The sequence below is a fragment of the Streptomyces sp. NPDC034670 genome, assembly GCF_055574875.1.
The window spans coordinates 181,214-202,973 of record NZ_JBVITR010000004.1; the positions used below are offsets into that span (position 1 = coordinate 181,214).

Consider the following 21,760-nt stretch of genomic DNA (forward strand, 5'->3'; position numbering starts at 1 on the left):
CCCCCCCCCCCCCCCCCCCCTCCCCCCCCCCCCTCCTCCCCCCCCCCCCCCCCCCCCCCCCCCCCCCCCCCCCCCGGGGCCCGTCGCGCGAGCGGCGCGACTACCAGGAGGACTTGGTGACCCCGGGCAGGAAGCCGGCGTGGGCCTGCTCACGCACGCGGACGCGTGACAGGCCGAACTTCCGGAGGTGACCGCGCGGCCGCCCGTCCACGCTGTCCCGGTTGCGCACTCGGGTAGCGCTCGCGTTGCGGGGCTGGCGCCGCTGTTCTTCCACTGCGGCCCGGCGTTCGGCGTCGGTGGAGGACGGCCGGCGGATGATCTCCTTCAGCTCCGCACGCCGGGCCGCGTACCGCTCGACGACAGCCTTGCGCTTCTCGTTCTGCGCGATCTTGCTCTTCTTGGCCATCAGACCTTCCCCCCTCGGGCGCGGATGCGTGCCACGGCGGCCTCGATGCCGATGCTGTCGACGGTCTTGATCGCCTTCGCGCTGAGCGTCAGCCGGACATGCCGCCCCTCGCTGGGCAGCCAGTAGCGCTTGCGCTGGATGTTGGGGTCGAAGCGGCGCGGAGTGCGCCGATGCGAGTGGGAGATGGTGTTGCCGAAGCCCGGTTGGGCGCCGGTCAGTTGGCAGTGGGCGGACAAGGTCGTACCTGCCTCTCGTCGGGGGCGGCTAGTTTTTGGTAATGGAAACCATTCCCATATAGTACCGCTCATGGCACGCGACGAGGTACGCCCGATCATCAAGCTCCGCTCCACCGCGGGAACCGGCCACACGTACGTCACCCGCAAGAACCGCCGCAACGACCCCGACCGCATGGTGCTGCGCAAGTACGACCCGACCGCCCGGCGCCACGTCGGCTTCCGCGAGGAACGCTGACCTCCCGCCACTCCGCCACCGGCCCCCGAACTCGAGGACGCCCCATGAAGCCCGGAATCCACCCCGCTTACGGCCCCGTCGTCTTCCGCGACCGTGCCGCGAACTACGCTTTCCTCACCCGCTCCACCATGACCAGTGACAAGACGATCGAGTGGGAGGACGGCAACACCTACCCGGTGGTCGACGTCGAGATCTCGAACGTCAGCCACCCCTTCTACACGGGGACCGCCCGGGTCCTGGACACCGCCGGGCGAGTCGAGCGCTTCGAGCGCCGGTACGGCCGACGCGGAGCCAACTGATGCGGGACGAGACCGGACTGCCCGTCGTCATCGTCGCCGGGCTGCACTCCGAGGCACGCCGCAAGGTCGTGGAGCACCTCTTGCGCCTGGTACCCGACAGCGTCGCCCTCCATCACGACCTGTCCACAGCGGCCGACGGCACCGTTCTGCGTCAGGTGCGCGACGCTTCGGGTGAGCTGTCCCGAGAAGAGGCCCCCCTGGTCGACGACTGCGCGTGCTGCGCGCTGCGCGAGGACCTGGTCCCCGAGCTGGAACGGCTCGCCGACGCCGGCCTCACCCGGCTCGCCGTCGTCGAGCTGTGGGACTCCGTCGAACCCGAAGGGATGGCCGAGGTCGTCGTCCAGCACGGTGCCGACGCGGTCCGGCTCACCGGCGTGATCACGGCGGTCGATCCGGCTCTCGCCCTCCCCTGCCTCGGCAACGGCGACGACCTGGCCGAGGCGGGCCTCGCGGCCGCGGCCGGCGACCAGCGCACGGTCGGCGGCACCTGGGCCCGGCAACTGGAGTACGCCCCCGTCCTCGCCGTCGTGGAGAGCGAGGACGCCGACGACGAGGACCGGGCGCTCCTCACCCAACTCCACCCCACCGCCCGTCAGGTGAGCGCCGATTCCCCGGAACTCGCCCGACTCGCCTTCGCCGGCTTCGACGCCGAAGCCGCCGCCGCGGCCCAGCACCCGGCCTGCGCCCTGCTCCCCCAGGAAGCCGACGAGGCAGGCGTCACCACCTTCGTCTGGCGCCGGCACCGTCCGTTCCATCCCGAACGCCTCTACCAGGCGCTGGAGGACCTCTGCTGCGCCGCGGCCCGCAGCCGCGGACGGTTCTGGCTCGCCGACCGCCCCGACACCCTGCTCGCATGGGACGCCGCAGGCGGAGCCCTGTGCGTGGAGAGCGCCGGCCCGTGGCTCGCCTCCCTGCCGGACGCCGCCTGGGAGATGGTCCCGCCCGTACGCCGAGCGGCCGCCGCACTGGACTGGCACCCTGAGCACGGCGACCGCCGCCAGCACCTCGTCTTCACCTCACCCGGCCTGGACCGCGACGGGCTCGCGCGGGTGCTGGAGTCCTGCCTGCTCACCGACGCCGAGTACACGGCAGGCCCCGAAGCATGGAAACGACTGCCGGCCGCCTTCGACTCCCTGCTCGACCCCGTCGCGTGACACCGCCCCATCCACCCCCATCGCAGAAGGAGCACCATGAGCCCCCGCCAAGGCCCCCGCAAGCCGGTCAGGTCCCGTCCCAACCCGCTGGACGCGGCCGGGATCACCTACATCGACTACAAGGACACCGATCTGCTGCGGAAGTTCATCTCCGACCGCGGCAAGATCCGCAGCCGCCGCGTCACCCGCGTCACGGCTCAGCAGCAGCGGCAGATCGCCGCCGCGATCAAGAACGCCCGGGAGATGGCGCTCCTGCCCTACTCGACTCGGTGAGAAGCGACCCCTTGGACGCCGTTTCTGATGGTGTGATCGCTCGTTGAGCCGTGCATGACGGATCTGGTGGAGCGGTGGGTACCGGACGAGTTGTGGACGCTGTGCCGGCGGGTGGTCCCGCCGGCAGAGGTCATACGCCCGCAGGGCGGCGGCAAACGGAGGGCCGGTGACCGCGCGCGCCTGGCGGCGATCGTCTTCGTGGCCACCTCGGGCTGCACCTGGCGGCAGCTGCCACCGGTGTTCGGGCCGGCCTGGCCCACCGTCCACCGGCGTTTCGCCCGGTGGAGCCGGGACCGGGTCCGGACCCGGCTGCACCGCGTCGTCCTCGGCGAACCCGGCGCCCGGGGCGAGCTGGACCGGTCGCGGTGCGCGATCGACTCCGTCAGCGTCCGGGCGGCAAAAGGGGGCTACTGACCGGACCGAATCCGACCGACCGCGGCAAGCCGGGATCGAAAATCCACCTGATCACCGACCGGAACGGTCTGCCGCTGTCGCTGGGCGTCTCCGGCGCCAACCTGCACGACGGCCTCGGCCCGGAGCCGCTGGTGCGCGGGATTCCGCCCATCCACTCCCGCCGGGGTCCCCGCCGGCGCCCGGCCAAGCTCCATGCCGACAGGGGCTACGACTACGACCACCCGCGGAAACGGCTTCGCGAGCGTCGTGTCCGCCACCGCATCGCCCGCACGGGCATCGAGTCGTCCACGCGGCTCGGCCGACACCGCTGGGTCGTCGAGAGAACGGTCTCCTGGCCGGCCGGATGCCGAAGGCTGCACCACCGTTACGAGCGCGAGGCCGAGCACTTCCTGGCCTTCGTCGGCATCGCCGCAGCCCCCACATCAGCTACCGCCGGCTCGCCGGGCAGCACGGCAGGCTCAGTGCGAACCGGTGGGCAGAGTGAGCCGGGCGAGGTGGACGTCGATGCCGGATACACGACCAGGCAGGGGTGCGCTCAGATCCCACCAGCGCATCGCCTCGATCTCGCGATCGGCCTCGAAATCGCGGCGCCGTAGGGTGCGGCCGGTGAACAGGGCACCGTATTCGGCGCGCTGCGCGGAACCCAACAGGAATCCGGCATAGCCGACGAACTGCAAAGGAGTACCGGCCACCTGACCGCTCTCCTCGGCAAGTTCACGAACGGCCGCCTGGCGAGGGCTCTCCCCGGGCTCGAGCAGGCCGCCAGGTAGTTCCCATTGCCCCCGGAACCGGTCGTAGACCATGACGACCTCGTCGCGGTGCCACAAGGCAGTCAGAGCCATGGGCATGGGAGCCCCACCGGGCAGGACGTCCTCGGCGCCGAGCGTGAAGGAAACCAGCCGGTTGCCGCGTTGATCGACAGCGAGGGGCTTGGGTGAGGGATCGAGCATGCGGAAGCCTTCCCCAACTCCAGCACACCCAACGCCGTAGACAGGCAGGAACGCGGTAGCAGCGGCAATTCCTACACACCATCCGAAACGACCTCCAAGCGTCACCGGTCCGGTTCCCGGGGCGAACTGCCGTGCGCAGGCAGGGTGGTGTTGCCGAGGATGCGGTTGAGCGCGCTGCCGGGGCTGCTTGTGAGGTCCTCCCAGGTTCCCTCTTCCGCGACGAGGCCGTCCTCCAGGACCGCGATGCGGTCGGCGCGGCGGATGGTGGCCGGGCGGTGGGCGATGAAGATCGTCGTGCGGCTCTCCTGCCGCAGCGCGGTGGCGAGTTCGGCGTCGCCGGTGTTGTCCAGGTGGGCGGTGGACTCGTCGAGCACGAGGACGCGCGGTCCGGCCAGCAGCGCGCGGGCCAGGGCGATGCGGGCCCGCTGACCGCCGGACAGCGTGGCGCCCCGCTCGCCGACGAGGGTGTCCAGGGGGGCGATCCGGTCGACGCCGCACAGCCGTGCCGCTTCGGCCAGCGCCCGGTCGTCGGCCTCGGGCGCGGCGAGCCGCAGGTTCTCGGCGAGGGTGCCGTGGAAGAGGGGGGTGTCCTGGCCCACCAGGACCACCGCCCGCCGCAGTTCCGCGTCGTCCACCTCCCTCACGTCCACGGGATCGCCGTCGGCGGGCAGCAACTGGACCTCACCGGCAGACGGGTCCCAGAAGCGGGCCAGCAGGTGGGCGCAGGTGGACTTGCCGGCGCCGGAGGCGCCGACGAGGGCGAGCGTCCGGCCGGGACGGACGGTGAGGTCGACGCCGTCCAGCACGGGCCCGCCGCCGTAGTCGAACCTCACTCGGTGCAGCCGGACGCCCAGTGGTCCGGGAGGCAGGGGGCGTGGTGCGGCGGGCGGCGGTGCGAGGGCGGGGGCCTTGACGGCCGCGTCGACGCGGGCGGCGGCGGCGCGCAGGGCCACGGCCTGGCTCAGGGCGCGGGCCGACTCCGCGACCGGGCCGAGGACGGACAGGGCCAGCGCCATCGCGGCCGGCGCCCAAGCACCGTGCAGCCGTCCGGAGGTCACGGACTGTGCCGCCGCGGCGACCACGCCGAGGACCGCGACCACGATGAGGAGGTCGCGGACGGCGGCGGCGACGGCCTCCCGGGTGGCTTCGGCGCGCTGGGCGTCGCCCACCTGCCGCCCCCGCTCCGCCAGCTTGCGGCGGCGTTCGGCCAGAGCGCCGAAGGCAAGCAGTTCGCGCAGCCCGTCGACGGTCTCCACCGTGTCGGCCGACAGCGCGGCCACGGCTGTGCGGGTGCGGCCGCCGTGTACCGTGCGCGCGCCTGCGTCGGCGAAGGGCGCCGCGGCAAGCAGGGCAGCGACCGGCAGCACGGCCACCAGCAGCCACGGCTCCACCAGGGCCAGAAGTACCGAGCCGCCGGTGAAGACCGTTCCCGCCGCGAGCAGCTGGGCGGTGGTGTGGGCGTAGAAGAACTCCAGCGCCTCCACGTCGGCCATGGCGGTGGCGGCGAGGTCGCCGCTGCGGCGGCCCGCGACCCGGGCGGGCGCGCTGCGGGCCAGTCCGTCGAAAACGCTGACCCGCAGTGCGGCCAGCACCCGGTAGGCGAGGTCGTGGGAGAGGTCCATCTCCCGCCAGGTCATCAGGGCGCGTACGAGAACGAGGGTGACGAGCCCGGTGACGGTGCCGGCCGTGGGGGCGCGCCCTTCGATGACGGCGGTGCCCACGGTATGCGCGGCCAGGGTCACCAGCGCGACGAGGGAGCCCTGTTCGAGGAGCGCGGCGGCACAGGTGCGGGCCGTCATGGCACGGTGTGCCGCGAGGGCGGGCAGCAGGGCGCGCAGCGCGCCCCGCGCGGGGACGTCCGCGCAGGTGGCGGCGGGGCCGGTGACGGTGCTCATGCGGCGAGTTCCCCCCGGTGGACGCGGCCGGCCTCGACGAGCCGGGTGTAGACGCCGCCGGCCTCGACCAGGCCGGTGTGGTCGCCGACGGCGTCGACCTGTCCCGCGTCGAGGACGACGATGTGGTCGGCGTGCCGGACGGCGGCGAGCCGGTGGGCGACCACCAGGACGGTCCGCCCGCCGGCCGCCTTCAGCAGCTCCCGGACGATGTCCGCCTCGCGTCGTTCGTCGACCGAGCTGGTGGCCTCGTCGAGAACGAGGACCGGGGCGTCCGACAGCAGGGCCCGCGCGAGGGCGAGCCGCTGTCGCTGCCCGCCGGAGAGCGTGGCGCCCCGTTCGCCGAGCACCGTGGCGTAGCCGTCCGGCAGGGCGGCGATCTCGTCGTGGACTCCGGCGGCGCGCGCCGCCCGGGTGAGCTCGCCGTCCGTGGCGCCGGGCCGGGCCAGGCGCAGGTTGTCGGCGATGGTGGCGTGGAACAGGTACGTCTCCTGCGAGACCACGGCGATGCCCTGCCGCAGCGAGTCGAGCGCGCACTCGGTCGTGGGGCGCCCGTCGAGGGTGATCCGCCCTTCCTGCGGGTCGTGGTGGCGCAGGAGCAGGGCCAGCAGGGTCGACTTGCCCGCGCCGGACGGCCCGACGATCGCGGTGGTCCGTCCCGCCCGCGCGGTGAAGGAGACACCGTCCAGGGCGGGTGCGGGAGCCCCGTCGTAGGTGAACCGGACATCGTGGAAACGGAGTTCCGGCGGAGTGTGCCAGTGCGCGGGCACCGTTGCGGTCTCGGGGACCGCCGGTGCGGCCGTGCGCAAGGCCGCCAGCCCGTCGGCGGCCGACACCCCCAGGTAGCCGGCGTGCCATTCCCGGGCGAGGTCGCGAACCGGGCGGAAGCACTCGGAGGCCAGCAGCAGCACCAGATAGGTGCCGGCCGCAGTGGTGGATCCGGTGACGGCCGACCAGCACGCCAGGAGCGCAGCGGCGGCGGTGCCGCCCTGGACGGCGAGGTCGGTGATGCCGGTGTCGACCAGGGACACCCGCAACTTGGCGACGGTCGCTCGGTGCAGGGCCGCGGACCGCTCCTCCAGGCGCGCCCGGGTGCGGCCGACCGCGCCCGCGGCGCGCAGGGCGGGCATGCCCTGGAGCGCCTCCAGGTAGTCGGCGCCCAGCCCTTCGTAGGTGTCCCAGTGCTCCTTTCCGCGGGCGGCGAGGAGCCGGTCCCAGACGCGCGGCCCCAGCAGGGCCAGGAGCAGGGCGGGGACGAGCCCGAGGAGGGCCCGGGGTTCGACCACGGCGAGGACGGCGAGGACCAGGGGGGGTACCGCGAGGGTGACCAGGAGCTGGGGCAGGTAGCGGGAGACGTAGGCGTCGACGCCCTCCACCCCCTCGACCAGGGTGGTGCGGACGGCTCCCACCCGCGCTGTGGTCAGGTACGCGGGCCCCAGCCGGCCCAGGTGAGCGAGGAGTTCGTCGCGCAGTGCCACCCTGACCCGGGCCCCGGCGCGGGTGGCGGTGCGCCGCTGCCACAGGGCGAGTCCGGCGCGGGCGGCGACGACGGCGAGCACCGCGGCCAGCAACCACGGGAGTTGGCCGGTGTCACCGTGGGCCAGGCCGGCGAGCGCGAGGGCCAGCAGCACGGCCTGGGCCAGGTGCGTGAGGGCGACGGCTCCTTGCAAGAGGGTGGCCGCGAGCAGGGGGCGCCGTGCGCGCATTGCGGCGCGGCGCAGCTCTGGGTGGACGATCATGCGGAGTTCTCCTCGTCGGCGTGGTGGGTGCCGAGGGCCAGGGCGTGCACGACCCAGTCACGGCCCGGCGCGGCGCCGAGGGCGGCGCCGAGGTCCGCCTGCTGCCAGGAGCCGACGGGCCGGGCCGCCAGCCCGTGGCGCAGGGCTGTGACATGGGCCAGGTGGACGGCGAAGCCGGCTCTCAGGTGGGCGCGGCGGATGTGCGCGGTGTCGGCGTCCGTGGGGCAGCCGTGGGCGATCAGTACGGCGCCGGCGTCCGCGAGCCACGTCTGGCCCGCCGCCCAGGCCGCGAGCGTCGGGCGGGCCTCGCCGGACGCGTAGCGCCGCAGGGCCGTGCCCTCGGGAGCCAGTTCCATGAGGCCGGGCCGAGGCGGGCCGACCGCGGCGCACCAGCGCACCAGGCCACCGCCCCCGGCTCGTTCGGCGGTGGCCAGGACTGCACGCAGTGCATCGCGGGGTGGAGGACCCGGCAACGGTGGTGGGGTACTGCGGCGCGCCAGCAGGTCGGCCGGGGTGGGCGGGTCCTCGGTCCCCGCAGGGCGCCCCGGGCTCCGCCCGTCGGGCGGTGGGATGCGTACGACGGCCAGAGGATTCTCGGTGCGTCCGTCCATCCGTACGTCGGATTCGCCCGTGCCGAGGACGCGGGCCGCCAGGAACAGCGCCGCGGCGGCGTGCCCGGCGTCCAGCAACAGGAGGGGCCAGGCCCGGTGGCCGTAGTGGGACACCGTGCGCTGTGCGGTGACGGAGAGTGCGGCGGTCACGCCCGGCGGCGTGCCGTCGACGGGCGGGCCGACGTGGTGGACGCGGTGGCGCAGCGGGTCGTAGCCGTAGCGGCCGGGCGGCAGGGAGCAGCCGGCGCCCACGACCAGTTCGGTGTCCACCGGGTGCAGCGCACCGGCGGAGGGCGTGGGCCTGAGGCGTCCGGAGGGGTCCGAGGCCGCCAGGGACAGACGCAGCAGGGTCCGCAGGTCGAGGTCCGCGGGGCCGGCCTCCGGGATCGGGCGCGGCGGCCCCGGCCAGGGGCGGACGGCTGTCCCGGCGGGCGTGTCGGGGCCGGGGCGCTCCGGGGAGCGGGCCCGGGCGAGGGCGGTGACCAGGCCCGTCGGCGGGTCCTCGCAGTGGTCTTCCACAGCGGCCCTCACATGTGCGGCGGAGGTGCCAGCGTGAAGTCCCGCGGCGCGCTCGGCGCGGTGGTGCGCCATCCGCGCGCGACGGCGGCCTCGGCGAGGCGCGGGCAGCCGAAGTACCCGAAGGCGGCGGGCGCGTTGGGCAGCAGTCCGGAGACGAGGACCCGCGCGACGCGCAACGCGGTCTCCGCCACGTCCTCGGTGGTGAGGTCGAAGGTCATGACGCGGTGGCCGCCGCCGCGCAGCGTGCTCCTCAGCCGCTCCCGGCTGCCTGGCTCGACCTCTGCGACGGATACCGTCCCGAGCGCAGGCTCGGTGAACCTCCGGGCCTCGGCCGCCATCCGTTCGTCCAGCCACACCTGCACGTGTGCTCCCAGGTCCCGCACGTGCTCGAACTGCTCGCCGCACACGTCGAGGTAGCGGCCGTCGGCCCGGTGGTCCAGGTAGAGCCCGCGGGCGAGCAACCCGGCCTCGACGGCCTGGAACACCCAGCCGTCGGGGCCGGTCAGCCCCTGGGTGAAGACCCAGGTGTGGACGGCTTCGAGGACAGCCTTGCGGGCGGCTTCGGCCGGGTCGTACTTGCAGGCGAACCCGGCGGCGTACAGGCCGAGGCGCGGGTCGTGGACGAGCGCGGCCATGCAGGGGGCGAACTCCGAGTGCATCTCGACGATGTGGACCTCGAGCGCGGAACCGGCGAGGTCGTCGGCGAGGCCGGGCACGCTCGCCGGGTCGATGCCCCGGGCCGGGCCGTCCAGGTGCCACCACAGTTCCAGGGCGTCGCGTTCGACGATTTCCAGCAGGCCGCGCTCGATCGCGTCGTCGAGGCCCTGTCCGGTGGCGATGCCGGCGTAGTTGAGGTGGTGGGTGCGGGGCAGCTCGCGCAGGCCGCCCTGGCGCCAGTTGAGGTGGGTGAGCGAGACGGGTGCCCAGACCTCGGTGGCGGTCCCGTCGGACAGTCGCTCGGTTCCCCGTGTCCACAGCGCGGGGGTGTCGGCGGTGAGCGGGCGGTAGGGGAACTCCACGCGGGCGTACTGCCAGGGTGCGTAGGCGGGCAGATCGGCCGGGCCGTACAGGCGCAGGCCCTTGTCCGCCAGCTCGGCGGCGGTGGCGCGCAGGGGTGCGTCCGGGTGGCCGGGGGGCGGGACGCGGTTGCCGCAGTAGCGCTCTATCCCCTCGGCTATCGCGGCGACGCGGGCCTGCTCCGGGTCTCCGAAGGTGGTGCCGAGGGAGACCCGGTCGGCGGGCCACAGCCCGAGTCTGCGGGCGTCGGATATCTCGGCCGTGAGCGCGGTGTAGCGGGGCGGGGCGCCCGCGGGGTGCTCGACGGGCTTGACCTTGCGGACGATGCCGCAGACGGGGTCGACGAGCGCTTCCAGCGGCAGGGCCGTCATCGCAGGATCTCCTCGGCAGGGTCGGTGGGGGCGGGACGGGACGGGAGCACGGGCAGGTTCAGCACCACGCTGTCCGGGTCGACCTGCCGCCGGGAGGCGAGCAGATGTTCGGCCGTCATCGGGTCGTCCCCGGTGTGGGGGTTGCGGGCGTGGGCCGGGAAGTGGTGTCCGGCGATCTCCAGGCGCAGCCGGGTGCCGGCCCGGAGCCGGCGTGCGAGTCGGTCGAGCCCGATGGTGAACGCGGCCTCCCGGCCTGCTGGTTCGGCACGCCGCACGATGCCGACGGCGAGCCGCTCGGCGGTCCCGTCCGGCGAGAGTGCGACGAGCCGGGCGGCCCAGTCGGCGGACGGTGTGTGGGCGGTGGCCCGCAGCCGCACACTGGAGGGTCCGACGAGGTCGAGCGGACGCGGCGACGGCGGTGTGACCAGCAGGCAGCGGTCGGGCGGGCCGTCCGCGGGGACGGTCAGGTCGTCGGAGTGAACGGGCCGGGCGGGGTCGGCGGTGAAGACGGAGCCGTGCAGCAGGCGCGTGCGATGGGCGCGCGGTTCTCCCTCGGCGTCGGCGGGCAGCCACAGGCCGGCGCCGCCGAGCGCCAGTGTGCCGTGGTGGCCGGGGGCGAGGTCGCCGGTCAGGGCGCGGCGGGCCCAGCGCACGTACAGCTCACCGAGGTTCAGCCGGTGGGCGGGTCCCGCGTCCGGCCCCGGAGCAGCGGTCAGAGAGTGCCCCCAAGGGCCGAGCAGCAGGCGCGCCGGGGATCCGCCCCAGGCGCGCCACAGGGCGACGGTCTCCTCGGTGAAGTGGTCGTGGTGGCCGCCCACCGCGAGCAGGGGCGGCCCGGCGTGCGCCGCCCGCGCCACGAGGCGTCCGCGGTCGTGGTGGCGCCACAGCCCCGCCCACGAGGGCAGGGCGCGTCCCAGCCGCTCGGGCAGGGCGGTCAACGGCAGGCGGGCGAGCAGGCCGGGGTCCTCGGCGAGGGCCTTGTTCAACGCACTTTCGTCGGAGTCGCGCCGGTCGCCGTGGGCGGCCCACCATCCGGCGCGGGAGAGCAGCCGCTCCACGCCGGACGCCTCGCGGGCTGTCTCCGCCGGGCCGAGGGCGGGCACGGCCGCGATGACGGCATCCGGCCGGGCATCCCCGGGGGCGTCGAGGGCGAGGACGAGGGCGCAGTGGGCGGCGTAGGAGGCGCCGGCGGCCACCAGCCGCCCGTCGCTCCACGGCTGCCGCCGGATCCAGCGGACGGCTGCTGTCCCGTCGGCGGTCTCGTTCGCGTACGGGTGCCACTCCCCTGGCGACGCGAACCGGCCCCGTACGTCCTGGACGACGGCGACGAACCCGCGGCGGGCCCAGCCACGCGCCTCGGTCCGGTGGCGTGTCCGGTCGTAGGGGGTGCGGATCAGGACGGTCGGGAAGGGGCCGTCCCCGGCCGGGAGGCAGACGTCGGTGGCGAGTTCTCCCACGGCCGTCCCGAACGCCGTCATACGCCCTTCCTCGGCGTCGGTGCGACGTCGGGCACCGGGAGGACGGCGTGCTCGGTGACGGTCAGCGCGCGCAGGTCCACGCGTCGGAGCCGGCGCCGTGCCGGGAGGCCGGCCGTGTCGGGGGCGCCGGTGGCCCACCGGTTGAGATCGTCTGCGAGCAGCGCCGCGAGCAGCGTGGCGGCGGGCACGGGGAGCCGGACGGGCGGGCCCGAGGTACGGGGGCCACTCCAGTACGCGGCCAGTTCCCGGTGGGCGGGTGTGGCGGCGAGCCTGCGGGACCGGACGTGCGCCGACGTGACGTCCCCGGGAGTGGCGGCCACCGGCTCGACGTACGCCTGCCAGCCCTCGCGGTGGCAGCGCAGCCACGCGACACCGTGCTCCGGCAGCCGGTCGGCGGCGTCCCACAAGCCGTCCGGCGCGGGTCCGTCCAGGCACCACACGACCGCGGAGGGGTTTCCGTCGAGCAGGTCCTCCATACCCACCGGCGAGCTGCCGGAGGCGGTCACGGCCGGAGTCGTACGGGGCCGCGCGCCCAGGGCGGACAGTTGCACGGCGAGCGGTTCGGTCAGTACCGGGTCGCCGAAGATCCTGACGTCCCGGCGAGCGGCGGGCCACTCCGGGGCCGACGGCCCTTCCGCCAGATAACCGGCTTCTTCGAACGCCCGCACCACACGATGCAGCCTTTCATCCACCGTGGCCGTGGTCTCCCCGGCAAGCAGGGAGAGCAAGGCGCCCTCGTCGACGCCTCCTGCCCTGACGCTGAAGAACTCCCCCTCGGGGGTACGGACGGCAAGCCCTCGCCCGGGCACGGTGACGACCTCGGCACCGGGGACGAGTCGGCTACGGGACACGGCGTTCCTCCTGTCGACGGGACCTGGGACGGGCGTGGGCCCGCCCGGAAGGCATCGGGCGGGCCCACGGTCGAGGGTGGCTAGGCCCTCGCTTACTCCTCGGTGTCCTCGAAGGGGTTCTCGACGAGCGCGTTGGAGTGAGAGGCCGAGTCGTGAGCCAGCTGACCCGGGTCGGTGATCGGCGCGAAGACCTGCTCGTTGTCCATGAACTCTCCTTCATCAGCAGGGAGATACGGCGTTCGGATGAGCGCCGCGACCCAATCTAATGAATCTGATTTTCATATTCTAGTGCTGCGATGGGGTGATCTGGGTAACACACGGGCCACCCCCCTTCCGGATCCTCACCGACCCGGCCTGCCACCTGCAGCACCTCCGCCAGCAACCCCGGCGTGACGACCTGCTTCGGCGCTCCGTCGGCCACCACACGGCCCTCCCGCAGGGCGACGATCCGCTCGGCGAAACGGGCTGCGTGGGCCAGGTCGTGCAGCACCATCACCACGGTGAGCCCGCGCTCCTCGCGCAGACGCACCACGGTCTGCAGTACGTCGAGCTGGTGGTGCAGATCCAGGTACGTGGTCGGCTCGTCGAGCAGCAGGACCCGGGTGTCCTGAGCGAGTGCCATCGCCAGCCGGACGCGTTGCCGCTCGCCGCCGGACAGCGCGTCGACGTCACGGTCGGCCCAGCCCTCCACCCCGACGTCACGCAGTGCCCGACGCACGACGGGGTCGTCGCCCTCGCGCAGCATGCCCAGCGGGCCACGTGCCGCATACCGCCCCTGACGGACGAGGTGACGCACCGTCATGCCCGGCACGGCCGGAGCCGACTGGTGCAGCAGGGCCACCCTCCGGGCCGTGGCGCGTCTTGAAAGCCGCGCGACGTCGTCCTCGCCGAGCAGCACGCGCCCTTCATCGGGGTGCAGCAGCCCGGCGGCCAGCCGCAGCAGGGTCGACTTGCCGCAGCCGTTCAGGCCGATCAGGGCGGTCAGTTCGCCCGGACGGACGGTCAGGTCGACGCCCCGCAGCACGGGCCGTCCGGGGTAGCCGAAGTGGACCCCCTCGACGTGGATCCCCACGGACTCGATCATGCTCTGTCCTCGATTCGACATCAGAACGTACGGCTCGGCGCGCGGCGCACGACGAGCAGCAGCAGCGCGGCACCGAGGCAGGCGGTGAGCGCCCCGACCGGCAGCGTGAACCGTCCGGAGTCCAGCGCCGCCGCCAGCGGACGCGAGGACAACTGCGCCGCCGCGTCTGCCCCGCACACCACAACCGCGCCCGTCAGGGCGGCGCCGGGAAGGCTCCGGCGCAGGTCCGCACCGAAGACGGCCACGGCCAGATGCGGGACGAGCAACCCGATGAAACCCAGCGCGCCGACGGCAGCCACGGCGCCGGCGGTCAGGGCCACCGCGCACAGCAGGGCCAGGGTCCGGGCCCGGCGGGCGGAGAGACCGGCGGCGAGGGCGATGTCGTCCCCGCAGCGCAACAGGGTCAGCGGCCCCGCCAGCAGCCAGGCAGCAACCCCCCAGACGAGCGCCCACGGCCACAGCAGGTGCCAGTGCTCCCACACCCGGCCCTCCGTGGTGCCCACCAGCCACTGCACCACGCTGCCGAGTTCGCCGGGCTTCACCAACAGCACCATGGCGGTGAGCCCGCCGAGCACCGCCGACACCAGCACCCCGTGCACGGCGGTCCGCGCGGGATCACCGCGCCCGCGGCCGGCGAGCAGCCACAGCAGCGCCGCTCCGGCGCACCCGCCCGCGCACGCGGCGAGGACCACGGCCAGGGGCGAGTCCCACCCGGCGAGCCCCAGGGCGGTCGCGGTGACGGCGCCGAGGACCGCCCCCGGGGTCACGCCCGTCACCTCCGGCCCGGCCAGGGGATTGCGCAGGGCGGACTGCAGGACCAGCCCCGCCACGGCCAGGCAGGCGCCCGCGCCGAGGGCGACCAGCAGCCTCGGCAGACGCAGTTGGAACACGATGTGGCGCTCCGTCGCGTCACCGCCACCATGGAGGACGTCCCAGACCTCCCCCGGGGACATGCCGCGCCCGGCCACCACCTCCACCGCGGCGCACACGACGGCCAGGGCCGTGAGGGCCGTGAAACGCCGGGTCACCGTACGTCCTCCGTTCCGGTCGCCCCGAGAGGCGGTGAGGCCGGACCGCCGGGCCCGGGTTCGTCCCGGTGGGCGTGATGCGATGCCCCTGCGGGAGGTGCTTCGTCCGCCACACCCGAAGCCGTCTTCCGCAGCCCGGACAGTCGCTCGCGCATCCCGGCCGAAACGGCCGGTCCGTGCCGGGCCGTCCGGCGGCGGCCACTCGACCGCATCAGCGCGACGCCGGCCGGCACCCCCAGCAGGGCCGTCCACGCGCCGGCGGGCGTCTCCACGGGCGCCAGCGCCAGCCTGGCCGGGACATCGGCGACCGCCACGACGACCGCGCCCCAGGCCGCGGACCAGGGGAGCCAGCGCACCGCTCCCGCCGCGGGATCGAACCAGCGGCTCAGGTGTGGGGCGAGGAACCCCACCCAGGCGACGGGCCCGCACACGGCCGTCACCGGGGCGATCAGCACCACGGCGATGGCCAGCGCGGCCAGCCGGGCGCGCTGAGCCCGCACACCGAGCGCCTGGGCGTCCTCGTCGCCCAGCCGCAGCACGGACAGCACCGGCGCGCACAGCACGAGGGCGGGCACCGCGACGAGCAGCCACGGCCACAGGCCCGTCACCTCGTCCCAGGTCCGGGCGGAGAGGGAACCGAGCAGGTAGCGGTAGATCAGCTGGAGGTCAAGCTGGTCGGCCATGACCATCAGCACGAGCAGCGCGGCCTGCAACGCGGCCGCCACCGCCGCGCCGGTCAGCAGCACGGCGGACGGACTGCGGCCGATCCCGGCGACAAGCAACGTGAGCCCGCCGCCGAGGGCGGCCCCGCCGATGGCCAGCAGAGGCTGGACAGCGGCAGGCAGCGAGAAGGCCAGCACCAGCGGCGCGGCCACCCCCAGCGCGGCCCCGGACGACACACCCAGCATCTCCGGCACCGCCAGCGGATTGCGCAGCGCCTCCTGGAGCACCAGTCCGGCCGCCCCCAGACAGGCTCCGGCGACCAACGCCAGCAGCAGCCGGGGCACGCGGAGTTCACTCACGACGATCCCGGCGAGGGTGGTGTCCCCCTCCAGCACAGCGGCGACCAGCCGGTGCGGGGGGACGTGGGGGGTGCCGAGGCTGAGCGCGCAGACCGAGGAGACGGCCAGCGATACGGCCACCAGAAGCGGTTGCCACCTCCGCGCACCGCGCGACGGCCGCTCTCCGCCCGCCGCGGCGCGATCGGCTGCGGCGGGCAGTGGAAGGGACGTCCTCACCGCAGCGCGGCCGTGGCCTCGTCGAGCACGATGCCCAGTGAACGGGTGCCGCGCCCCTTGGCCCACACCTCTGAGTCCACCTCGTGGACGTCACCGTTCCTCACTGCCGGGATCTTGCCCCAGAGCGGGTTCCCGGCGAGCTTCTCGGACAGTTCGCCCTCCGCGTCGCCGAAGCTCAGCGTCTCGACGAACAGCACGTCGACGTCCTTGGCGAGGATCTCTTCGAGACTGTAACTGCCCTCCACACCGCGGGACTTCCACGGGTAGTCGGCGATTCTGGGGAACAGGCTGGCGGCCACGTCACCTTCGGGCGTCGCGACGCCGAAGTTCTCGTCACTGCCGTAGATGATGAGCGCGGTCTTGTCGCTCGGCGCCTTCTCGGCCTCGGCGAGCTTCGCCCGGAAGGCCCTCTCCGCCTTCTCCCCCTGGGCGGTGCGGCCGGTGAGCGCGGCGGTGTCGCGCAGGTAGCCCACGCTGTCCTGCCACGTCTCGGGTTGCATGGCCCAGAACGTGGTCGCTCCCTCGAGCGCCGGGGCGAGCTTGCCGTGGGTGTCCCCGAGGCCGATCACGAGATCGGGCTTGTGGGAGAGGATCGCCTCCACCTCCGGGGCGATGAAGCCGCCGGGGATGATGTCCACCTCCTTGGCCTTCTCCTCCCCCAGGAAGTCGGGGTGGGCGAGCACCGCGCTGTTGGTGGCCGTCGGAACGATGCCCAGTTCGGTCAGGATGTCGTCGCACAGAGCGAACAGGCAGACGATCCGCTCGGGCTCCTTCTTCAAGGAGATCTCGACGCCGTTGGTGTCGGTCAACTTCGTCGACGCCTTGATGGGTTCGACGGTCACCTCCGTCTTCGCCCCAGGCTTGGCCTTGTCGCTCGCCGGTTCTTCGGCGGGCGAGCCGCAGCCGACCAGGACGGAGCCGACCGCCGCTGCGGTGAGCCAAGTGCGAACGAATCTCGACGGTGAGCGCAGCATCGATGCCCTCGCTTTTTTTAGGTACCGGGAACGCACTGAAGATACATGATAATCGTTTTCACCAGACCGGTTCCTGGAGGACTCATGCCTGCTGCCACACCCGTCCTGCTCGTCTCCGACCATGTGGCCGGAGCCGTACACCTGTTGACCGTGCCGGACGGCGCCGTCGCGGGACGTCTCACCGGCCGTCACCTCTCGGAGCACGCCGGTTTCCTGGCGCTGCCGGAAGGGCGGGTGGCCTGCGTCGACGACCGTCGGGGCGAACTCCTGGTGCTCGACCCCTTCGGCGGCGAACTCGTGGAACGCGCGGTCCCGGTCGCCGTGCCGGCCGAGCACCTCGCCTGCGACCCGTCCGGCCGCCTGGTGGCCGTCACCACCGGCCTCGGCAGGAACGGCGAACCGTGGTCGGACCTGCTCACGGTCATCGACCTGGCCACCGGAGAGGCCGCGCGCGTGCGCACCCGTGCCGGCGAACCGGGCGTGACGGTGCTGGGCGGGGGCGACCCGCTCGTCGTACTGCGGCACCGGGAACCCGGCGCGCTGGCCGTCCACCGGTTCGCGGACCTCCTCGCGGCGCCGCCGGGCTGCCCCCGGGTCGCCCCCCACGCCGTCCTGCCGTTGCCGGACGACGGGCACGGGGACGCGTACGTGCCCGGCTCGGGGCACGTGTTCGCGGCCACGGGCGAGGGAGTGCACCGGGCCCGCAGGACGGGCGACGCGCTCACCGCCGAGGCGGTCGTTCCGTGGGGATCACCCGCGCGGGGCTGGTACCTCCGGTTCGACACCCGGCGGCAAGCCCTGTGGACCACGCTGCGCGGCGGCGACCCGGACCCGCTGCGCTGGCCGGAGTGGAGCAACCAGGCATGGCGCCACGAGCTGGGAACCGGCCGCACGCTGCTCACGGAACTCGGTCCCGGGCTCGTCTTCCGGCTGGCCCTCGCCCGGCGCCACACCGCCTTCTCCCGTATCCATCCCGACGGCGACGAGCTGATCCTGCTCGGCGCCGACGGCGCCGCCCGCCGCTTCCCCCTGCCCGGTATGGACGGTGCGCCACGTCGCGGCGGCACCCCCTGGGAGGGCGTCCAACGCCGAGCGGTGGCCGCCTCACCCGGCTCCGACTGGATCGCCGTCACCCGGGGCGGCCACGGCGAGGTGCACATCGTCGACGCGGAGACCGGCCACGAGGCGGCCCGCCCGCAGCTGAGCACACCGCTGCATCACGGCGGCCACCTGACACTGCGCGTCCGGAACGACGGTGCCGACGGTGATCCCGTGGGCCGGTGACGGGCCGTGTGGGCCGACGCGTTCCCGGCGCCCCGACCACCGCCGCCCACACGAGCGGTACCCGGTACCCCGCCACACGTGCGTCCGTACGCCGCTTCCCCGGTCGTGGTCGAGGACCGGATCCGGTCCCGCGGCGGGACAGCGGTGTGCCCTCGCCACCGCAGCATCGAGGCCGGTGTGGCGAGGGCACGGTGCGGAGTCAGTGCCCGGCGACGACGCCCGACAGTTCGTTGGTGCTCTTCGGCAGGGTGACGGAGGCGATCTTCTTCCCCGTCTCCACGTCGATGGCGTGCAGCGCCTTCTTTCCGGGCTCGGAGACGTACGCGACGTGTCCGCGGACGAACAGGGTGGGCCGGGCCTGCTGCCAGTCCAGCGGTTCCTGCCATTCGCCCACGGCGGGGATCTTCTTCTCGACCTTGCCGGTGTTCGGGTCGATGACGTGGACGGCCCCGTCGGTGCCGAGGACCAGGGCCTCGCCGTGCGGGCCGCGGGCCAGTGAGCGGAAGGAGTAGCTGGCCCCCAGGTCCACCAGGCGCAGCTTCTTCTTCTCGGTGTCGATGAGGGATACGCGGGTGGGCCGCTCCAGCTCGGCCTCGGGGTCGGTCTTGTAGTCGCCCAGGAGGACCGGTGAGGTGTCGCTGCCGGCCTGGTTGCCGATGCGGCCGTAGTCGTCGGGGGCGTCGATCTTGGTGAACTCGCCGTCCTTGTAGATCAGGATGCCGTCCTCGCAGCCGACGGCGACGGCTTCGTTCTTGGCGGCCGCCTCGCCGTGGACGCCGGGGCAGTTCTCGTTGCGCGCGATCTCCTTGTTGTCCTTGTCCAGCACCAGCACGCCCGTGCGCTTCTCCTCGGTGCCCAGGGTGCTCAGGAGTTCGCCGTCGGCCAGTTCGATGGCGACACCGTGGTGCGGCTCGGCGGAGGTGTAGGTGCGTCCTTCCGGTTTCTTGCCACTGCTCAGGTCGGCGGGGTCGAAGACGTTGACCTCTCCGGTGCCGTCGGTGAAGAGCACGGTCCTGCCCGCGTGACGGACGACGTGGCCGGGCTTGGCGCCCTTGTACTCGATGCCGGTGAGGGTCCGGCCGGTGGCGTCCAGGACGCGGAAGCCGCTGTCGGTGGAGACGACGACGTGGTCCTCGTCGCCCGCGGGGTTGACCCGGTTGAAGCCGGGCAGGGCGATGGTCTCGGCGAGCTTCAGGCTCTCCCCGTCGAGGATGTACAGGCCGCCGTCGAAGGTGGCGACCAGCGGGTTCCTGACCGTCGCTGCGGGTGTGGCGCGCGCGGTGCCGTCGGCCCTGGCGTCGGCGGAGGAGGGGTCGCCCCCTCCGCAGGCGGTCAGAACCGTGGAGGCCGCCAGGGCAAGTGCCGTGCCCATGAGGGCTCTGGCGCGTATCGACTCGTTCATCTGTGTGTTCCTTTCCGCGCCGCCCGGTGGCGGCGGTGTGGTGTGACGGTGTCGGCCCGTCTGCCGGCGGGCAGGGGGGACGCTGCGGGTCAGGCGCCGGTCAGGCCGTCGACCAGGGCGGTGGTGTTGGCGCGCATCATCCGCAGGTAGGTGTCGGCGCCCTCGCCCTCGGCGGTCAGCGACTCCGAGTAGAGTTCGACGACCCGGACCTGGCCGCCCATCTCCGTACGCAGTACCTCGGCGAGCCGTTTGGGCTGGGAGGAGTCGGCGAAGACGGTGCGTACGCCCGCCCTCTCCATCGCCTCGGTGAGGGAGCGCAGGTCCGAGGAACTGGGTGAGGCCAGCGTGGTGCCGCTGGGGATGACCGCGCCGATCACCCGGAAGCCGAAGCGGTCGGCGAGGTAACCGAACACGTGGTGGTTGGTGACCAAGGCCCGCGTGCCCTCTGGAATGCGGTCGAAGGACGTCTCCATCCAGGCGGTGAGGTCCGTGAGTTCCTCGGCGTAGCGGTCAGCGTTGGCGCGTATCGTGCCGGCGTCCACTCCGTCGACGTGCTTGATGACCTGATCGGCTATCAGGCCGGTGACCTTGCGCACCCGGTCGGGGTCGGTCCAGAAGTGCGGATCGGACCGCTCTTCCTCGCCCTCGGGACCGCCGTCGTCGGCGGTGTGGAAGGCGAGCGGGTCGGCCGCCTCGCCGGCCGCGAAGGCCGCGACCCCGGACTCGCGGGCGGCGTCCACGTGCCGCAGGACGTTCTCCTCCAGGCCCAGGCCGTTGTAGACGACCAGGTCGGCCTGTTCCAGCTCGGCGGCCTGCACCGCCGACAGACCGAAGGAGTGCGGGTCGGCGTCGGGCTTCATCAGGACGGTGACGTCGGCCTCGTCACCGACGATCTCCCGGGTGACGTCGCCGAGGATGTTGGTGGTGACGACGATGTCGGGCTGATCGTCGTCGGTGGTGCAGGCGGTGGCGATGGCGGCTGTCACGAGGGCGAGCAGGCCCACGATCAGACTGCGCAGGCGTGCGATGCCCACCCTCGCGCGCTGCTTCGCCCTGGTCCGGCTCATCGTCCGGTCTCCGCCATGAGGACCGGCTTGACGTCCAGGTCGAAGGAGCGCGCGATGCGCAGGTCGTCGTTGTAGTCGATCTCGAACACCTTCCTGCCCTCCGGGTCGTTGACGTAGGCGCGGCTGCGGTCGACCTCGATGACGGGGACGCTGCCGTCGGTGCCGGCCCGTTTTCCTCCCGTCAGCAGCGGCTTGGTCCGCGCGGTCCGCTTTCCGGTGGCGATGTCATAGCCGTGCAGTGAGCCGTCGGTCTCCAGGACGAGCAACGGAGAGCCCTCTCCGGCTGTGTTGGCCGCGAGGACCGGCCCGGTCTCCACACGGGTCCAGGTCCGCTCCGCTACGTCGAGGACCCATACGGCGTCGTCTCCGGCCGGGGCGGTGAGGGTGTCGCTGCCGGGTCGATGCCGGAAAGCGGTGGCCCGCTCCTTCGCCGGAACGTCCTTTCCGTACGGGATCTTCTCGGCGGTGAAGGCACCGCCCTGGGCCCGGACGAGCAGGGCGCCGCCGGCGCAGCCCAGGATCACCCCGCGCCGGGTGACGGCGTCTCCTCGCGGCTCCTCGCACTCCACGTCCGGGAAGGCGACGCGCTCACCCTCACGGTCGAGGACGACGAGCCTGGTCGTGCCGCCCTCGTCCGCGAAAGCGAGCAGGTGCTCCTCGTACGGCACGACGGCGCCGGTGTAGGTGCCCGGCAGCGTCCGGGAGGACTCGATCCTGCCCTTCTCCAGCTTGCTCCGGTCGTAGAGGACGGTGCGCCCGCCCCCGTCGGTCACCGCGGTCACGACGACGTCGCTGCGCACCTGCGCCCGGCTGTCCACAGGAAGCTCACCGACGTCCCGTATCGCCGCGCTGTAGTAGTGGACGTGGTCCCCGTGGTCCACCATCCAGGCGCCGCTGTCGAGCACATGGGTGCCGCCGGAGGCGTGGAGGTAGCCGAACCTGCCGTCCGTGCCCAGCCGGACGGCGCCTTTCACCTGAGCGGTCTTGTGCACCTTGCCGGTGATGAGGTCGAGGATCCTGCTGTTTCCGCTGTCGGGGTCGTTCAGGAGGAGCCGGGACCGCTGCTCGGCGGCCTCCTGTGCTCCCTCGACGTACCCGTGCGGAGTGGCGGAGGGGGAGCTCGCTGCGGGGCTGGAGTCGTTGTCCTTGTCTCCCGCGCAGCTTGTGGCGAGCAGCGCGGTGAGCACAAGTGCGGCCGAAGCCCACGGAGTGACGTTTCTGCGGACGGTCATGACGAT

The 21,760-nt window shown here is 73.5% G+C and carries 22 protein-coding genes and 1 pseudogene; 6 read left to right on the top strand and 17 right to left on the bottom strand.

The annotated features are described in order from the left end of the window. Window positions 1-100: 100 nt before the first annotated feature. Window positions 101-406, bottom strand: a complete 306-nt coding sequence (gene rpsN, locus ACZ56B_RS04645) for a 30S ribosomal protein S14 (RefSeq protein ID WP_468786215.1) — start codon at window positions 404-406, stop codon at window positions 101-103. Next, window positions 406-642, bottom strand: coding sequence for a 50S ribosomal protein L28 (gene rpmB, locus ACZ56B_RS04650; protein WP_468786217.1), 237 nt, complete (start codon window positions 640-642; stop codon window positions 406-408). The genes rpsN and rpmB overlap by 1 nt, the downstream gene beginning before the upstream one ends. A 70-nt stretch (window positions 643-712) precedes the next feature. Here rpmB and rpmG point away from each other — a divergent pair, with 70 nt between their 5' ends. The 5 genes and pseudogenes from rpmG to ACZ56B_RS04675 all read left to right on the top strand — a co-directional run. Next, window positions 713-877, top strand: coding sequence for a 50S ribosomal protein L33 (rpmG, locus tag ACZ56B_RS04655; protein WP_468786219.1), 165 nt, complete (start codon window positions 713-715; stop codon window positions 875-877). A gap of 44 nt (window positions 878-921) precedes the next feature. Next, entirely contained in the window at window positions 922-1,176 is a 255-nt protein-coding gene (locus ACZ56B_RS04660) for a type B 50S ribosomal protein L31 (RefSeq protein ID WP_106411211.1), read from the top strand. Then, on the top strand, window positions 1,176-2,330 hold the full coding sequence (locus tag ACZ56B_RS04665; protein WP_468786222.1) for a CobW family GTP-binding protein: 1,155 nt from the start codon (window positions 1,176-1,178) through the stop codon (window positions 2,328-2,330). The genes ACZ56B_RS04660 and ACZ56B_RS04665 overlap by 1 nt, the downstream gene beginning before the upstream one ends. A 36-nt stretch (window positions 2,331-2,366) precedes the next feature. After that, window positions 2,367-2,603 carry a 30S ribosomal protein S18 gene (gene rpsR, locus ACZ56B_RS04670; protein ID WP_468786224.1) on the top strand — a complete coding sequence of 79 codons (237 nt, stop codon included), beginning with the start codon at window positions 2,367-2,369 and terminating at the stop codon, window positions 2,601-2,603. Window positions 2,604-2,657: 54 nt separating this feature from the next. Further along, window positions 2,658-3,433: pseudogene (locus ACZ56B_RS04675) on the top strand (IS5 family transposase); the annotation flags it as partial. A 42-nt stretch (window positions 3,434-3,475) separates the two neighbouring features. Here ACZ56B_RS04675 and ACZ56B_RS04680 read toward each other — a convergent pair. The 12 genes from ACZ56B_RS04680 to ACZ56B_RS04735 form a co-directional block, all read right to left on the bottom strand. Continuing rightward, a complete protein-coding gene (locus ACZ56B_RS04680) occupies window positions 3,476-3,967 on the bottom strand; it encodes an NUDIX hydrolase (protein WP_468786226.1) in 492 nt (163 codons plus the stop codon). Between the two features lie 101 nt (window positions 3,968-4,068). Next, a complete protein-coding gene (locus ACZ56B_RS04685; RefSeq protein ID WP_468786228.1) occupies window positions 4,069-5,862 on the bottom strand; it encodes an ABC transporter ATP-binding protein in 1,794 nt (597 codons plus the stop codon). Further along, on the bottom strand, window positions 5,859-7,598 hold the full coding sequence (locus tag ACZ56B_RS04690) for an ABC transporter ATP-binding protein/permease (RefSeq protein WP_468786230.1): 1,740 nt from the start codon (window positions 7,596-7,598) through the stop codon (window positions 5,859-5,861). Before ACZ56B_RS04690 ends, ACZ56B_RS04685 begins: the two co-directional genes overlap by 4 nt. Continuing rightward, a complete protein-coding gene (locus tag ACZ56B_RS04695; RefSeq protein WP_468786232.1) occupies window positions 7,595-8,728 on the bottom strand; it encodes a nitroreductase family protein in 1,134 nt (377 codons plus the stop codon). The genes ACZ56B_RS04690 and ACZ56B_RS04695 overlap by 4 nt, the downstream gene beginning before the upstream one ends. Before the next feature lie 8 nt (window positions 8,729-8,736). Continuing rightward, window positions 8,737-10,116 (bottom strand): YcaO-like family protein, encoded by a 1,380-nt coding sequence (locus tag ACZ56B_RS04700; protein WP_468786234.1) that lies wholly within the window; start codon window positions 10,114-10,116, stop codon window positions 8,737-8,739. Next, the gene (locus ACZ56B_RS04705; RefSeq protein ID WP_468786236.1) at window positions 10,113-11,594 is read right to left on the bottom strand and encodes a CocE/NonD family hydrolase; all 1,482 of its coding nucleotides are present in this window, start codon (window positions 11,592-11,594) and stop codon (window positions 10,113-10,115) included. The genes ACZ56B_RS04700 and ACZ56B_RS04705 overlap by 4 nt, the downstream gene beginning before the upstream one ends. Beyond that, window positions 11,591-12,445, bottom strand: coding sequence for a hypothetical protein (locus ACZ56B_RS04710; protein WP_468786238.1), 855 nt, complete (start codon window positions 12,443-12,445; stop codon window positions 11,591-11,593). Before ACZ56B_RS04710 ends, ACZ56B_RS04705 begins: the two co-directional genes overlap by 4 nt. A gap of 92 nt (window positions 12,446-12,537) precedes the next feature. Further along, the gene (gene amiA, locus ACZ56B_RS04715) at window positions 12,538-12,651 is read right to left on the bottom strand and encodes a streptamidine family RiPP (protein WP_244209015.1); all 114 of its coding nucleotides are present in this window, start codon (window positions 12,649-12,651) and stop codon (window positions 12,538-12,540) included. Between the two features lie 56 nt (window positions 12,652-12,707). Next, a complete protein-coding gene (locus ACZ56B_RS04720) occupies window positions 12,708-13,529 on the bottom strand; it encodes an ABC transporter ATP-binding protein (RefSeq protein WP_468786241.1) in 822 nt (273 codons plus the stop codon). 20 nt (window positions 13,530-13,549) lie between these two features. Then, window positions 13,550-14,557 carry a FecCD family ABC transporter permease gene (locus ACZ56B_RS04725; protein ID WP_468786243.1) on the bottom strand — a complete coding sequence of 336 codons (1,008 nt, stop codon included), beginning with the start codon at window positions 14,555-14,557 and terminating at the stop codon, window positions 13,550-13,552. Then, complete coding sequence (locus ACZ56B_RS04730; protein ID WP_468786245.1) at window positions 14,554-15,699, bottom strand: FecCD family ABC transporter permease; 1,146 nt, start codon at window positions 15,697-15,699, stop codon at window positions 14,554-14,556. Before ACZ56B_RS04730 ends, ACZ56B_RS04725 begins: the two co-directional genes overlap by 4 nt. A gap of 92 nt (window positions 15,700-15,791) precedes the next feature. Beyond that, window positions 15,792-16,769 carry an ABC transporter substrate-binding protein gene (locus ACZ56B_RS04735; RefSeq protein WP_468786247.1) on the bottom strand — a complete coding sequence of 326 codons (978 nt, stop codon included), beginning with the start codon at window positions 16,767-16,769 and terminating at the stop codon, window positions 15,792-15,794. An 84-nt stretch (window positions 16,770-16,853) separates the two neighbouring features. Between ACZ56B_RS04735 and ACZ56B_RS04740 the strand changes: the two genes are divergently transcribed. Beyond that, entirely contained in the window at window positions 16,854-18,053 is a 1,200-nt protein-coding gene (locus tag ACZ56B_RS04740) for a YncE family protein (protein ID WP_468786249.1), read from the top strand. A gap of 199 nt (window positions 18,054-18,252) precedes the next feature. Here ACZ56B_RS04740 and aztD read toward each other — a convergent pair whose 3' ends face one another. The 3 genes from aztD to ACZ56B_RS04755 form a co-directional block, all read right to left on the bottom strand. Next, entirely contained in the window at window positions 18,253-19,455 is a 1,203-nt protein-coding gene (gene aztD, locus ACZ56B_RS04745) for a zinc metallochaperone AztD (protein WP_468786252.1), read from the bottom strand. Between the two features lie 89 nt (window positions 19,456-19,544). Continuing rightward, window positions 19,545-20,522 carry a zinc ABC transporter substrate-binding protein AztC gene (gene aztC / locus ACZ56B_RS04750; RefSeq protein WP_468786254.1) on the bottom strand — a complete coding sequence of 326 codons (978 nt, stop codon included), beginning with the start codon at window positions 20,520-20,522 and terminating at the stop codon, window positions 19,545-19,547. Continuing rightward, window positions 20,519-21,754, bottom strand: a complete 1,236-nt coding sequence (locus ACZ56B_RS04755; protein ID WP_468786256.1) for a PQQ-binding-like beta-propeller repeat protein — start codon at window positions 21,752-21,754, stop codon at window positions 20,519-20,521. Before ACZ56B_RS04755 ends, aztC begins: the two co-directional genes overlap by 4 nt. Between the last annotated feature and the right edge of the window lie 6 nt (window positions 21,755-21,760).